Source organism: Metabacillus sp. YM-086 (assembly GCF_048059995.1).
In the GTDB taxonomy this organism is placed as follows: Bacteria; Bacillota; Bacilli; order Bacillales; family Bacillaceae; genus Metabacillus; species Metabacillus litoralis_B.
Genome location: NZ_JBLUOI010000063.1, coordinates 14320 through 29037 on the forward strand (window position 1 = coordinate 14320; position 14718 = coordinate 29037).

Below are 14718 nucleotides of genomic sequence, written 5' to 3' on the forward strand. Positions count from 1 at the left end.
TAAAATCCAAGCTCTTCTCTCAAGCTATTCCGCCTTCTGCTCTCCAGTCAAAGGATACACCTTCCACTTAGATAAATCAGGCTGATGATTTACTATCAAATCCCTTGGGAAGATAAATGTCCAAGGCTTACTTGTGTTTGCTTTTACTTCTAATTTATTTAGTGTAAACACACCTTTTGCGACAACTTCTTTGTTAGCATCCTCAACAACAAGTGGAAGTTGTTCAAGATGAATGTTCTTTAAGCTGCCGTTTCGAATAAGAAGGGTCACAACAAGATTTTGTTCATCGTTGAATTTTGCTTCAAGCCCCATAATGTTCACTTCGTTTTGCTTAAGAGGAGGCATTTTTGCAACAAGCTGTTTGAAATGTTCTTTGCGTTCCTTTGATAGGTTTTCTTCCCAGCTTTGTTCTAGGTCTAGCTGATGGATAGCGTTTGGTTTCTTTTTAAGTTCGAAGGCAATTTGCCAGTCTTCTAAGGAGATTCCTTCTTCATTGTTCCAGCTAGATTTTTCAAAAACAAATGACCAAGGGCGGCAGCTGTTTGCAGGAAGCTCTCCGAATTTTTCCATGTCGAACGTTTCTCTGGCAACGGCCTGTTTGTCTTTGTTGAGAATTAATAAATCTAATAGCTCAAACTTAATTCCTTTAGGAAGGGTATTACGAATAAATGCTGTGACATAAATCAAGTCATCAAATTCTTCTAGTTTAATTCCTGTAATCGAAATTTGGTTTTCTTTTAGCAAATCTAGTTGATTGTGATGAAATTGATAAACGTAATATTCTTGCTTGCTTAAATCCCAGTCAGGATGAATGGATAATGTTGTTTCAACAGTTTCAGTTGTTGTCACGTTACTCATCCTCCTTTTCTATACTTTTTTTGAACGCATATACTTTTGTTGCCATATTGTATTGGAAGCTTGTCGTGCTTTCGTTGAAAAGCTCGAAGCCTTCCATCGTAAATAAACGATACGGATCTTCTTGGGCATAGCCACGTAAGTGAATGCCTTCTTTTAGGCTTTCGATGCGTTCCATATGCTCAAGCCACATTTGATCTAATGTTTTGATCATAATATTTCTTACCTGATTTTTCACTGTTTCGTCCTCTAATAGCTCTGTTAGAGAAGCAAAGAATTCATTTGCAGTCAGCTGGATTAGCTCACGTAATTCATCTTCTTCAAGATCAACAAGTTCATTTTTGTTTAGTGTTAATCCAAATAACTCATTGATTTGATAGATGAAAAATTCAAGTTTGTCATCTTTTAGGTCAATATCATTTGTTACAGTCGTCTTAACAAGGTAATCAAGATATTCGTTCAATTCGCTTTCAAATTGCTCAGTAATATCTGATGTGTTAAGCAATTCATTGCGTTTACTATAAGTTACTTTACGCTGTTGATCAAGTACATCATCAAGCTTTAGTAAGTGAATTCTTGATGAATAATGACTGTTTTCAACTGTATCTTGTACGGTTGTTAAAAATTTCAACGGATTTGGACTAAGAATTAAACCTTCTTCGTTTGTTTTGATTTTTTTCTTATATTTTTCCAGCTCTTCATCGTCAAATTGATTCATTAAGTGATCTTCTAATGACAAAATAAATTGCGTTGAACCTGGATCACCTTGTCGGCCGGCACGACCTCTTAGCTGCATATCAATTCGTAGGCTTTCGTGTCGTTCTGTACCAAGAATATAAAGGCCACCAAGCTCAGCAACACCTTCCCCTAAAAGAATATCTGTTCCACGACCAGCCATGTTTGTTGCGATTGTGATCATGCCTTTTTGACCAGCAATTGAGATCATCTTCGCTTCTTCTTCAGCACTTTTTGCATTAAGCAGCTGGTGTTTCACATGTTCTTTTGTTAACAATTCTGAGATGGTTTCTGATTGCTCGATCGAGGTTGTCCCGATCAAAATTGGTCGACCGGTTTCGTTAATCTCTTTGACCAGTTGTACGACTTTATTATATTTAGACTCTAGGTCCTTATAAATTAAGTCTTCTTGGTCAATACGTTGGTTAGGACGGTTTGTTGGTACACTTACAACATCCATGCCGTACGTTTCTAAAAACTCTTTTTGTGCAGGAAGGGCGCTACCTGTCATACCACAAAGAGTTGAGTACATTCTAAAGTAGTTTTGAACGGTAACAGACGCTTGTGTAATATTTTCTTCATTAATTTGTAAACCTTCTTTAGCTTCGATCGCTTGATGAAGACCATAGCTTAAGCTTCTGCCTTCCATGACACGACCTGTGAAGGAGTCAACCAATTCGATTTTACCGTCGCGAATAATATAATCGCGATCTTTTTTGAAAATAAAATGTGCTTGTAATGATTGATTAATGAAATGATAAAGTACTTGGTCGTTAGCACTGTAAATGTTATCAATTCCAAAAGCTTTTTCAATTTTAGCAGCACCTTGCTCTGTTAAGTGAACTTGTCTGTAAGAAAGATTCAATTCATAATCTTCTTCTTTTTTAAGAGATTTAACGAGCATAGACGAAATGGCGAAAAGCTCTGATGAAATGGTTGATTTGTTCGCAATAACTAATGGTGTTCTTGCTTCATCAATTAATGTGTTATCAATTTCATCGATAAGGGCAAAATGATGACCTCGTTGAACCTTGTCAGCTTCACTAAGCACCATATGGTCACGTAAATAATCAAAACCGAACTCTGTTCCAGTTCCGTACGTAATGTCAGCTTCATATGCTGATTTTTTCTCAGCAGGTGATAAATCAGCAACATTTAAACCAACGTTTAATCCAAGGAATTGATGGATTTGTCCAATTAACTCAAAATCACGTTGTGCTAAGTATTCATTAGAAGTGATAACATGAACACCTTTTCCTTGAAGAGCAAATAAATAACTTGGAAGAGAAGCCATTAATGTTTTCCCTTCACCTGTTTGCATTTGCCCGATGTTACCATCAGTTAAAACAAGACCACCTAATAGCTGAACGTCATAATGACGCTGATTGATGACACGTGATGCTGCTTCTTTTACAACAGCGAAAGCTTCAACACGAATGTCTTTTAATGTTTTGCCGTTTTGTATTGCCTCTTGAAAGTCAGCGGTTTTTGCCCGTAACTCTTCATCACTTAAAGCTTGTAACTCAGTTTCTAAAGCGTTAATTTGTTTTACTAGTTTTTCTAACTTTTTTATTTCAGAACGAGACTTTAATTTTGTATATTGATTTAACATAACTGACATGTCTGATTCCCCATTTTTCTCTAATGTTCGACCATAATTATATCATAACAAGCTGTGATTTTTCCTACTACTTCCTCTTAATTGGTAGGGAATTAGAGGAAATGTTTCGAATATTAACCGGGTTTAGTTTAAACAATTTGTTATTTTTAAAACTAAAAAGAAGATTTCTGGACACACTATCTAGGAGGTTACGCTAGAAATTGTCCAAATTACAAACATTACGATTATTACAATTAGAAATAAACGACAGCTAGTGACAATTATCTCATAAATTGTGGTAGAATATCATAGATTGTAGAATTTTGATTAGTTATAAAGGAGACGATTCTTTTATGAAAGTACCTATGCTCGATCTTTCAGAGCAATATGCGACTCTACGTGATGAAATGCTTCAAACATTAGATGAGGTTATGAAATCTTCGCGCTTTATTTTAGGCGATAATGTAAAAAAATTAGAGCAAGATGTTGCTACATATAGTAATGTTCCTTACGGGATTGGTGTTGCAAATGGTAGTGACGCTTTACATATTGCACTTCAGGCTAGTGGAATAACAGCTGGTGATGAAGTGATCACAACTCCATTTACATTCTTTGCAACAGCAGGTGCGATTGCTAGATGCAATGCGACTCCTGTATTTGTTGATATTGACCCTGTTACATTCAATATTGATCCTTCTAAAATTGAAGAGAAAATTACAGAAAAAACAAAAGCGATTATACCGGTTCACCTTTATGGTCAATTAGCTGACATGAATCTAATTATGGAAATCGCAAAAAAACATAACTTATACGTGATTGAAGACGCCGCACAAGCAATTGGAGCTACATACAAAGGAAATACAGTTGGGCAATTAAGTGATGCAGCTATATACAGCTTTTTCCCTACGAAAAACCTAGGAGCATATGGCGATGCAGGTATGATTGTTACAAAGCATGAAGATCTTGCAGAAAAAATGCGCGTGATCAGAGTTCATGGAAGTAAGCCAAAGTATTATCATCATGTACTTGGGTACAACAGCCGTTTAGATGAAATGCAGGCTGCGATCTTAAATGTGAAATTCCCACATTTAGATGATTGGAGCGAAAAACGCAGAAAGATTGCGAACCGTTATACTGAATTGTTAAAAGCTTCACTAGGTGAGCAAGTTGTTACACCTGTTGAGGTTGAGGGGAACTACCATGTATTCCACCAATATACAATTCGAGTTGAAAAACGTGATGAGCTTCAAAAGTTTTTAGGAGAACAAGGCGTTTCAACAATGATTTACTATCCACAGCCGTTACACCTTCAACCTGTGTTCAAGGATCTTGGATATAAAGAAGGCGACTTCCCAATTACGGAAAAAGCGGCTAAGGAAGCCATTTCGTTACCAATGTTCCCAGAATTAACGGAAGAACAACAACAGTATGTTGTTGAGTGTGTAACGAAATTTTATCAATAAAAGTCTTTTATAGGACTTTTTGAGAGAACATGCTTTTGGAAAGAAGCTCGCCAAGAGGCGGGTTCTTTCCATTTATCCAATTGAAAAGAAAGGGTAAATATAATGTCCGAAAAAAAAGAATATCTGTTTTATAAAAATCTAGTGTTTTTTTGGAGAAAAAAGTGGCTACTTATCGGTATTCCATTAGTCATTTGCCTCATTGTGTCAGCATTTTCAATGTTTAGTAGTCGGGAGTATGTTGGGAAGGCGATTTTTTATACTGGTGATGTACCAGATGATTTTTTAACAGACCCTAAATTAATGGAAGCTAATTATATTGATGATAGTAAAGACGTTGATGCAGAGTTTTCTGTGATTAAAAGTAAACAAGTTCAAATTAAAGTGGTAGATGATAACAAAGATGACGTACATAAAGAACTAAGTTCGCTGATCACATCTTATACAGAGGATTTACTAGAAGCTTATAATATAAGATTTAATCGAACACAGGATACAGTGGATGTATACGAAAACAGTCTTGAAGAAAATGAAAAGCTTATTGATAGGTACTACGAGGCCATTGAGGCTGTTAAAGAAGACGCAGTTCCAGATACAGACCTTTTAGCTGCAGTTGCTACAAAGGAAGAAATAATTTATGAATATGAAACCTCAGTAAATAGAATGATAACCGACTTAGCCTTATTTAAGGAACCGAAACTTATTAGCGAAAGCATCACTCAATCAGACAATTACTTAGTTCAAAATGCAGTTGTTTCTTTTGCACTGAGCTTTTTTCTAATGTTAGTTGTTTTATTGCTTTGGAGATACATTCGTGAAGCTAGGAGGGCATTAAATGATTAATTTTGCGATCGTAGGAGCAGGGTTTATTGCTCAAAAACATATTGATGCGATTAAAAATGCTGAAGGTGCAAATCTAGTGGCAATCTGTGATACAAATGAGCAGCGCCTTGAGGAATATAAGGATTTATGTAAGGTGTATACAGACTTAAATGATATGCTGGAGCAACAAACAGATATTGATGTTGTGAATATTTGTGTGCCATCGGGTCTTCATTATAAGCTAGCTGAAATCATTGCGGCTAAAGGCAAACACATTGTTATGGAAAAGCCAATGGCGTTAACGAGCAGTGATTCTGAGAAAATTATCTCAATTGCAGAGGAAGCGAATATCAAGCTTTCTGTTGTTCATCCAAATCGTTTTCGTCCAGCAATTCGTGCTCTGCAAGATATTAAATCAAAGGGCATGTTTGGTAAGCTGAGCCATGCGAATGCAACGGTTCGTTGGAATCGCGGTCAAGAGTACTATGACCAAGCTACTTGGAGAGGAACGAAGGAGTTTGACGGTGGTGTGTTAATGAATCAAGCGATACATAATTTAGATCTTTTAATATGGTTCATGGGGCCAGTTAAATCGGTTCAAGCAATGGCCGCAACTCGTCTTCGTAACATTGAAACTGAAGATGTAGCTGTTGGTGTTGTTGAATTTGAAAGTGGTGCTTTAGGTGTGATTGAAGCAGCAACAACGATTTATCCAAAAAATCTTGAAGAATCTCTATCGATTTTCGGTGAAGCGGGTACAGTAAAAGTAGGCGGACCGAACGCGATTTATTTCGAAACATTAAATGTAAGTGATATAAACGAAGAAGAAAAGAACAAACTAATCGAAACTATTAAAGAAGATCCATTTGGCAAACCTGGTCATCAGTGGATTATCGAGGATATGGTTCGTGCAGTTGAAACAAATACAGAGCCAGTGGTAACTGGTAAAGACGGACTAGCACCTGTAAAGCTTATTGAAGCGTTTTTAGAATCAGCTGAAACAGGCAAGAAAGTCTTTTTACAATAAGGAGTGAAAATAATGTCTCATTTAGATTCGATTTTAGCAAAAATTGAAAATAAACAAGCAGTTGTCGGAGTTGTTGGTTTAGGATATGTAGGTTTACCGTTAGCGGTTGAAAAAGCAAAAGCTGGCTTTAAAGTGATCGGTTTTGATGTACAACAAAGCCGTGTTGATCAAGTAAATAACGCTCAAAACTATATTGGTGACGTTGTAAACGAAGATCTAGAAGAAATCATTAAGTCTGGTATGCTTGAAGCAACAACAGATTATAACCGTATTACAGAAGTAGATGCTGTGGCGATTTGTGTACCAACACCACTTGATCATCACCAACAGCCTGACACTTCTTATGTAGAGAGCTCTTCGAAAGAAATTGCCAAGTATGCACGTGAAGGCATGTTAGTTGTTTTAGAATCAACAACATACCCTGGAACAACAGAAGAAATCGTTGTACCGGCATTAGAAGAAAAAGGCTTAGTGTGTGGAGACACAGTATTCGTTGCTTACTCTCCAGAACGTGTTGACCCAGGTAACAAGCAATTCAAAACGAAAAACACACCAAAAGTTGTTGGTGGTGTAACAGAAAATTGTACAAAAGTTGCGTCTGCATTATACCGCGCTGTTCTTGAAGGAGACGTGTTTGAAGTATCAAGCCCAGCTGTAGCGGAAATGGAGAAAATTTTTGAAAACACATTCCGTCATATCAACATTGCATTAGCAAACGAAATGGCGATTCTTTGTGAAAAAATGGGAATCGACGTTTGGGAAATGATTGATGCTGCAAAAACAAAACCATACGGCTTTATGGCGTTCTATCCAGGCCCTGGTCTTGGTGGTCACTGTATTCCAATCGATCCATTCTACTTAACATGGAAAGCACGTGAATACAACTACCACACTCGTTTAATCGAGCTTGCTGGTGAAATTAACAACTCAATGCCTGAATTAGTTGTAGATCGTATGATGCGCATTTTAAACCATGATGGTAAAGCACTTCGTGGAGCAAAAGTTGCGGTTTTAGGTGTGGCTTACAAGAAAGATATTGATGATGTTCGTGAATCACCAGTTTTAGATATTTTAACGATATTAGATAAAGAGGGTGCGGATTATACAGTGGTTGATCCATTTGTACCAGCATTCCGTTTAATTGATAAGCAAATTGAAACAGTTGCTTTAACAGAAGATCTATTATCTTCAGCTGACTTAGTATTAGTTGCAACAGATCATACAACATTTGATTATGAAATGATTGCAAACAGCAGCCGTGTTGTATTTGATACTCGTAATGCATTAAAAGATGTTGAGAGAAAGCCAGAGAGATATATCAAACTGTAATAAAGACGGGAGCGGATCGTATGAATAGTATCCATTCAACAGTAGTTGTGAACGATTCAGTTACACTCGGTCACTTTAATGTGATCGGCGAAAATGTAAAGATCGGTGAAAACGTAACAATCGGTAACCATGTAACGATTTATGATGGCACAGTGATTGGTGATAATGTTCGTATTGCAGATGGAGCTGTATTAGGAAAACAGCCTTCACCGGGGAAAACATCAACTGTGAAGCTTTCAGGAGCTGTTGCACCTCTTCAATTAGGAGATGATGTAACAATTGGTACGAATGCAGTGCTTTATGCCGGCTCAACAATCGGTTCTTCAACACTTGTTGCGGACTTAGCAAGTGTACGTGAAAACGTAGAAATCGGACCTGAGTGTATTGTTGGAAGAGGCGTAACGGTTGAAAACTATGTGAAAATCGGTCGCAGAGTAAAAATTCAATCAAATGCTTACATCACAGCATACACAACGCTTGAAGATTTCGTCTTTATTGCACCATGTGTGACAACAACAAACGATAACTTTATGGGACGTACGGAAGAACGCTTCGATAAAATTAAAGGTGCAGTAGTAAAACGCGCTGCACGTGTAGGAGGCGCTTCAATCCTTTTACCAGGTGTTGTTGTGGAAGAAGAAACATTTGTTGCGGCAGGGGCTTTGGTTACAAAAGATACGGAACAAAAAACAGTAGTAAAAGGGTTCCCAGCTAAACCTGTACGAATGGTTGAGGAACGGGAGCTGTTATAAGGTGTTACAGAAATTAAAAGGCTTAGGAGGGGATTCCCTCCTTTATGCGTTAATGAATGTTGGTACGAAAATGATTGCATTCATTATGATGCCGGTTTACACACATTTTTTAACTACCGCAGAATATGCACCAGTTGATATTATTGACCGCTGGACTTCGATGCTGCTGTTTTTAGTTATATTAGGAACAGATTCTGCGTTAGCTTTTTATTATTTTGATACGAAGGATGAAAACAAGCGAAAAGTATATGTACAAAATGTATTAAATATACGATTAGCTATGGTTTTATTTCTTTTTCTTGTTGTTGTCCTAGTAGGTCCGTTTTTTGCAGACACCTTACTAAAGTCAGATAATGGACTTTATTTGTTGTATTTGAGCATAGCAATTTTATTATTAGATACATTATCAGCACTTGTATTAACGGTGTTAAGATATGAGTTTAAAACACTAAAGGTTGTTATTCTCACTGTTTTGAAAATGCTATTGGTAGCAATTGGCTCCTATCTTTTCCTTGAACTGGTCATCGAATCTGTTGAAGGAATTATTTATGCGCGCATTATTAGTGGAGTTCTGATTGTCCTTTTATTGGCTCGACCTTTAGCTAAAGCGATCAATTTTAAGATTGATAAAGAGGTATTCAAGGATTTATTAAAATACGGATTACCACTAGTGCCAGCATCTATTGCATTTTGGGTGATTTTAAACTCAAGCTCGTTCTTTTTAGCGTTTATGAAAACAGCTGAAGATGTTGGTATATATGGGGTTGCGACGAAATTTGCAGCACTGATTACACTTGTCACAAGTGGGATACAAATGGCGTGGAGACCTTATTCAATGTCATTAAAGGACAAGCCTGATAGTAAAGAGCTTTTTTCGAAAGTGTATCTGATTATTTTAATTATGGGAACAGTCGGGGTACTCGTTGTGGCAACCATTATGCCTTATGTTATTTTATTGCTAGGAGATGGGTATGAATCTGCTTATCAATATGTAGCACTGCTTGCGGCCGCAACATTTTTAAACTTCTACTATTTAATTATTTCAGTAGGAATTTTCTTTCAAAAGAAAACAAAAATTATTTCTTATGCATTTATGGCAGCAGCTGTTTTGAATATTGTATTAAATCTTCTGTTGATTCCAAAGTATACAATATGGGGAGTCGTTGTTGCTTTCTTAGTGTCAAATATCATAGCGGTTATCTATATTTTTATCAAAAGTCAAAAAATATACTATGTACCAGTTTCATACTGGAAAATGTCTTTAATTTTTCTTATCATGCTTATCGGCACGATCGGGATTGTTTATGTACAGGAAAATGGATTATCTCCACTATACATCGTTTTAGCTTGGGGAGTATATCTTGTTACCCTGCTTATCACTCGTGTTGATAAAGAGTTAAGAAAAAAAACAATCCACGAAACAGCAAATTAGGTGATTGACTTGGAAATCAATAATGTGAGCCTGACTCTTTCAAATAGCTGGTCACAGTTAAAAATAGACAATAAAGAATTATATTTTAGGGGATACTTTTACTATCAAGATAAGCTTTTTACGAGTAATACTCTTGATGAACTCATTCAACTATCCTTTCATCGTGAGTTTTTTGAGAAAATCAAAGGTGAATTTGCGCTTGTTTATCATGATACTGAAAAAACAATTGCTGCGGTTGATCGTAAAAGAACAATTCCTCTGTTTTATCAACAAAAAAATGACCGACTAATCATTAAAGATCAGGTTTCACCAAGTGATGTTGATACTGAGCTTCATGATTTATCGGTTTCTGAATTTCTTTTAACAGGGTATGCTGCGGGCAATCGTACTCTTTATCACGGATTGTACCAAGTTGAGGCTGGTCAATTTCTTATTTTTAAAGGAAAAACTCTCACCCAAGAAACGTACTTCCGATACTATCATTCTCCAAGAGAAATGGATGTTTCAGAAGCGGCAGATGAGTTGGCCAAACTTTTTCATCAAACGTTTGATCAAATGGTTAAGCGTATAAAAGATAAAAAAGTGATTATCCCTTTAAGTGGGGGATATGATTCTCGTATTATTGCTCTGTTGTTAAAGGAATATGATGTAAAAAACATCACAACCTTTACATATGGTGTTCCAACAAGTAAGGAAGCGGTACGGAGTAAGGAAATTGCGAACCGTCTTGGCTTAGATTGGTCTGTTTTTCCATATACAAAAAGCGATTGGTTTCAATGGTATCATTCAGATGAGTGGAGAAATTATCAAGATTTCGGAACGAATTTATCATCAATCGCCCATATTCAAGATTGGCCGGCAGTGAAAAGTCTTCTACAAAAGTTAGAAGCAAAAGACCATGAATATGTGTTTATGCCTGGTCATTCAGGAGATTTTATCGCAGGAAGTCATATTCCGTATGAGTTAATGATTGATCGTTCATACACAGTAGACGAAATTGTTCAGGAAATCATGAAAAAGCACCATCGCTTATGGATGACGAATGATGATCAGGTCACGAGGGCTGTACATGCGTCTATTGCTGAACAACTTCAGGGGCTACCTTTTGAGAATCGTGAAGAAGCAAGTGCATTGTTTGAGTATTGGGATTGGAAGGAACGACAAGGGAAATTTATTATTAACTCATTAAGAGTGTACGAATTCTATAATCAAGGTTGGGAAATTCCACTTTGGGATGACTTGCTCGTAGAATTTTTCCTAAAGGTTCCGGTTGATCAACGTTTTAAGAAATACTTATATGATTATACCTTGCATCAAATGTATCCGGATTATTTTGATAAGCCGAGAAATCCGGTTGGAAAAACGACTTCTTATAAAAACAAATATGGGGCACTCTATCCTCTGTTAAAGAAGGTTTATAATAAAAAAGAGTTGTACAGCCGTTATCATAAAGATCCGATGGAATGGTACGGAATTACGGGTAACTATGTTCAATATCTTAATTCACTATCATTTAAAGTAAAGGGAAGCAAATATCATACTCCCTATAACATCAATTCGATTCTAGTGAAAAATTATATTAATAATTTAAAGGGTTGATAATATGAAGATTGTAACGATACTTGGGGCAAGACCACAGTTTATTAAAGCAGGTCCTGTTTCCCGTGAAATTAGAAAGCAACATACAGAAATCATTATTCATACTGGTCAGCATTATGATGCCAATATGTCTGATATCTTTTTTGAGGAATTGAACATTCCAAAGCCTGATTATCATTTAAACGTAGGATCAGGTTCTCACGGTGTTCAAACGGCGAATATGCTAACAAGCATTGAAGAAATTATCCTAAAAGAAGAACCTGATTATGTGTTAGTGTACGGTGACACAAACTCAACATTAGCAGGAGCACTTGCTGCATCAAAGCTACATATCCCAATTGTTCATATCGAAGCTGGCTTACGTAGCTTTAACAAAAAAATGCCTGAAGAAGTTAACCGTATTTTAACAGATCACGTGTCAGAATTTCTATTTTGTCCAACAGATACAGCTGTCCAAAACCTTGAAAAAGAGAACATTACAAAAAATGTTTTTAACGTTGGAGACGTAATGTATGATGCGGTTATGTATAATCAAGACATTGCCGACAAATCAACGTTAATGAACGACTTGGGCTTAACAGAAAAAGAATTCTACTTAATTACAGTTCATCGTGCTGAAAACACAGAAGATCCTGAGCGTATGAACAATATTCTTGATGCATTTAGCAAGGTTGAAGGAACAAAGGTGTGGCCAATTCACCCAAGAACAAAGAACAAGCTGAAATCATCTGTTATTGATCTTGACGCTATTCCAGGATTAAAGGTTATTGAGCCAATCGGATACCTGGACATGCTTTCTTTAGAAAAAAATGCGAAAAAGATCTTAACAGACTCTGGCGGTGTACAAAAAGAGGCTTACTTTGTGAAGACTCCATGTGTGACGCTTCGTGATGAAACTGAGTGGGTTGAAACATTACATCAAGATGCAAACATCCTAGTTGGAGCAGACACAAATAAAATCTTAGAAGCAGTTCAAGCACCATGTCACTCTGACTACCCACCAATATTTGGGGATGGAAACACCTCCGAAAAAATTGTTAAAATGATAAGCGACAAATAAGAAAGAGGGGCGCTTAATGGTTGCCCCTTTTTTTGATGAGATGGTGCCTGGCACTTCCCGATTTTTGTTGAATGGGGGAGGGGGTGGTGCCTGTTATTACCCGAATTCTGAAAAACTCAGTTAGGCTATTTTCGCAGGTATTGTTGTTGATTCTAGTTATCTAGTCCCTTCAACAATATTGGCGAAAGAAGCTTCAATTTTAGAACATCAAAGCTGGAGGTCTAATCAAGTGCTATATATCACGATTTGGCTCATTGTAGCTGTTCTATCTTTTTATTTGTTTAAAAAGTCCGCAGGAACGATGTCCATATTAAAACCAAATTTACTTTCTCTTGTCTTCTATTATTCATTATTTATTTCTTCCTTTATTGGTAGTTTACTCATCGCCTTGGACATTGATAAGCATTATATGATTAATCTCTTATCAGACGATCGTTATCGTATGATTGGCTTTTATACGATTTGTTTTGTCATGGTGATGCTGCCATTGTCGATGTATTTTGTGTCAAACTTGATTGGTTTTCGAGCGGAAAAGGAATTTGATACTTATTTGAAAAGTCCTATAGTCATTCAGCAAGACAAATTAACGTATCTAGTGTACTTAGGATTAACAGGACTTTCTCTTTTATCAATTGCCTACACAATCTATTATTTAGAGGCTATTCCAATTGTTGAATTGTTGTTAGGAAGCAGCAATTTGGCAGAGCTTCGTATTGAAGCTGCCCGAGGCTTTCAGGGAAACACACTAATTCGTAATATTTTTGCAATTGGTCTAACGCCGATTTTATCAATGATTACGTTTATTTATAGCTATAAAACAATGAAAATGAAATGGATTGCACTTTTTCTTATTACATTTTCATGCTCAGTGTTTATTCAAATTTATGATTTGTCAAAAGCACCAATTTTCTTTTATCTATTAATGTTTATTTTATTACTGCTTTACCTTCAAGTGATTAAGCTTACGTGGTCACGTGTGATTGCTCTTGGGACAATAGCCATCGGTGGAATTATTGTTTTATATGTAGTCATTCAAGGTGTGTCCGATCCAAGTGCATTTTTAGATTATAATCGTGGTCCGGTCGGTCGCTTAATTCTTACGCAAATTGCTGGATACTACATGCATTTAGAGCTATTCTCTGATAAAATGCCGCTGTTAATGGGACAAAGCTTGCCATCTTCAATCATCGGCCTTTACGATATTGAACAAATACGTTCAGCTCGTTTAGCGATGGAGGTTTACTTCCCACAACGTGTTGAAGAGGGAACAGCAGGGGTGTTAAACACTTTATTCGCAGGTGAAGCTTTTGCGAACTTTGGATATATTGGATTAATACTTGGTACCGTTTATGTTGGCGTGTTTATTCAATTGATTTATATTGCGTTTCTTCGTTTGCAAAAAAATCCATTGTACATTGCCTTGTTTGTGTATTTCACGGTAAACATACCAAGGGTGGTAATAGGTGGATTTACAGATTTCCTTCTTAATACGTTATGGGTTGCGATATTAATTGTCTTGGTTGCGCCTTTCATTTTCTTGAGGCTGTTAGAGTTTATTAGTCAGAGGACGGGGAAATGGACGTCGGTGAAGGAGTAATAGAGGTTTTGTTTGGGTGGCCCTATTCACTTGGTGAATGGGGTTTTTAATGTTAGGGGGGACAAGGGAATTGTGGGGGGATGAGTCGTCCTTTTTTAACCGATTCTCTCATAATTGAGACATGATTTAGCTTGTCATTCATATATATGTCCCGATACTGGTGCTATTGAGACATAATATAGTTTGTCATCCACAATTATGTCCCGATACTGGAACTATTGAGACAAAAAATAGCTTGTTATCGATAATTATGTCTCGATACTGGTAGTATCGAGACAAAAAATGGTTTGATATCGATAATTATGTCCCGATACTGGTAGTATCGAGACACATAATAGCTTGTTACCCACATATATGTCCCGATTCCCGTACAATCGAGACACAAAATAGCAAGTCATCCACAATTATGTCCCGATACTCGTACTATTGAGACACAAAATAGCAAGTCAT

At 36.7% G+C, this 14718-nt stretch carries 11 protein-coding genes; 9 read left to right on the forward strand and 2 right to left on the reverse strand.

Features of this window, described 5'->3' with window-relative positions:
• Positions 1–24: 24 nt before the first annotated feature.
• Both ACEWK1_RS21010 and secA2 read right to left on the reverse strand, forming a co-directional pair.
• Positions 25–849, reverse strand: coding sequence for an accessory Sec system S-layer assembly protein (locus tag ACEWK1_RS21010; RefSeq protein WP_162987481.1), 825 nt, complete (start codon positions 847–849; stop codon positions 25–27).
• 1 nt (position 850) lies between these two features.
• Positions 851–3211: an accessory Sec system translocase SecA2 gene (gene secA2, locus ACEWK1_RS21015; RefSeq protein ID WP_416636624.1), complete on the reverse strand. Its 2361-nt coding sequence runs from the start codon at positions 3209–3211 to the stop codon at positions 851–853.
• A 332-nt stretch (positions 3212–3543) separates the two neighbouring features.
• Between secA2 and ACEWK1_RS21020 the strand changes: the two genes are divergently transcribed.
• The 9 genes from ACEWK1_RS21020 to ACEWK1_RS21060 all read left to right on the forward strand — a co-directional run bounded on the left by ACEWK1_RS21020 (position 3544) and on the right by ACEWK1_RS21060 (position 14268).
• Entirely contained in the window at positions 3544–4653 is a 1110-nt protein-coding gene (locus ACEWK1_RS21020) for a DegT/DnrJ/EryC1/StrS family aminotransferase (RefSeq protein WP_416636625.1), read from the forward strand.
• 102 nt (positions 4654–4755) lie between these two features.
• On the forward strand, positions 4756–5493 hold the full coding sequence (locus ACEWK1_RS21025; protein WP_416636626.1) for a hypothetical protein: 738 nt from the start codon (positions 4756–4758) through the stop codon (positions 5491–5493).
• Positions 5486–6499, forward strand: a complete 1014-nt coding sequence (locus ACEWK1_RS21030; protein ID WP_416636627.1) for a Gfo/Idh/MocA family protein — start codon at positions 5486–5488, stop codon at positions 6497–6499. The genes ACEWK1_RS21025 and ACEWK1_RS21030 overlap by 8 nt, the downstream gene beginning before the upstream one ends.
• A gap of 12 nt (positions 6500–6511) precedes the next feature.
• Positions 6512–7828 (forward strand): nucleotide sugar dehydrogenase, encoded by a 1317-nt coding sequence (locus ACEWK1_RS21035; protein ID WP_416636628.1) that lies wholly within the window; start codon positions 6512–6514, stop codon positions 7826–7828.
• A gap of 20 nt (positions 7829–7848) precedes the next feature.
• Positions 7849–8580, forward strand: a complete 732-nt coding sequence (locus ACEWK1_RS21040; RefSeq protein WP_121663653.1) for an acyltransferase — start codon at positions 7849–7851, stop codon at positions 8578–8580.
• A gap of 1 nt (position 8581) precedes the next feature.
• The gene (locus ACEWK1_RS21045; RefSeq protein ID WP_416636629.1) at positions 8582–10012 is read left to right on the forward strand and encodes a lipopolysaccharide biosynthesis protein; all 1431 of its coding nucleotides are present in this window, start codon (positions 8582–8584) and stop codon (positions 10010–10012) included.
• 9 nt (positions 10013–10021) lie between these two features.
• On the forward strand, positions 10022–11611 hold the full coding sequence (locus ACEWK1_RS21050; RefSeq protein WP_416636630.1) for an asparagine synthase-related protein: 1590 nt from the start codon (positions 10022–10024) through the stop codon (positions 11609–11611).
• 4 nt (positions 11612–11615) lie between these two features.
• Entirely contained in the window at positions 11616–12671 is a 1056-nt protein-coding gene (wecB, locus tag ACEWK1_RS21055) for a non-hydrolyzing UDP-N-acetylglucosamine 2-epimerase (protein ID WP_416636631.1), read from the forward strand.
• 229 nt (positions 12672–12900) lie between these two features.
• Positions 12901–14268 carry an oligosaccharide repeat unit polymerase gene (locus tag ACEWK1_RS21060; RefSeq protein ID WP_212135699.1) on the forward strand — a complete coding sequence of 456 codons (1368 nt, stop codon included), beginning with the start codon at positions 12901–12903 and terminating at the stop codon, positions 14266–14268.
• Positions 14269–14718 lie beyond the last annotated feature (450 nt).

Excerpts from the sequence above, each read along its gene's own strand:
- secA2 (WP_416636624.1), bottom strand. The coding sequence starts at position 3,211 with ATGTCAGTTATGTTAAATCAATATACAAAATTAAAGTCTCGTTCTGAA.
- ACEWK1_RS21020 (WP_416636625.1), top strand. The coding sequence starts at position 3,544 with ATGAAAGTACCTATGCTCGATCTTTCAGAGCAATATGCGACTCTACGT.
- ACEWK1_RS21025 (WP_416636626.1), top strand. The coding sequence starts at position 4,756 with ATGTCCGAAAAAAAAGAATATCTGTTTTATAAAAATCTAGTGTTTTTT.
- ACEWK1_RS21030 (WP_416636627.1), top strand. The coding sequence starts at position 5,486 with ATGATTAATTTTGCGATCGTAGGAGCAGGGTTTATTGCTCAAAAACAT.
- ACEWK1_RS21035 (WP_416636628.1), top strand. The coding sequence starts at position 6,512 with ATGTCTCATTTAGATTCGATTTTAGCAAAAATTGAAAATAAACAAGCA.
- ACEWK1_RS21040 (WP_121663653.1), top strand. The coding sequence starts at position 7,849 with ATGAATAGTATCCATTCAACAGTAGTTGTGAACGATTCAGTTACACTC.
- wecB (WP_416636631.1), top strand. The coding sequence starts at position 11,616 with ATGAAGATTGTAACGATACTTGGGGCAAGACCACAGTTTATTAAAGCA.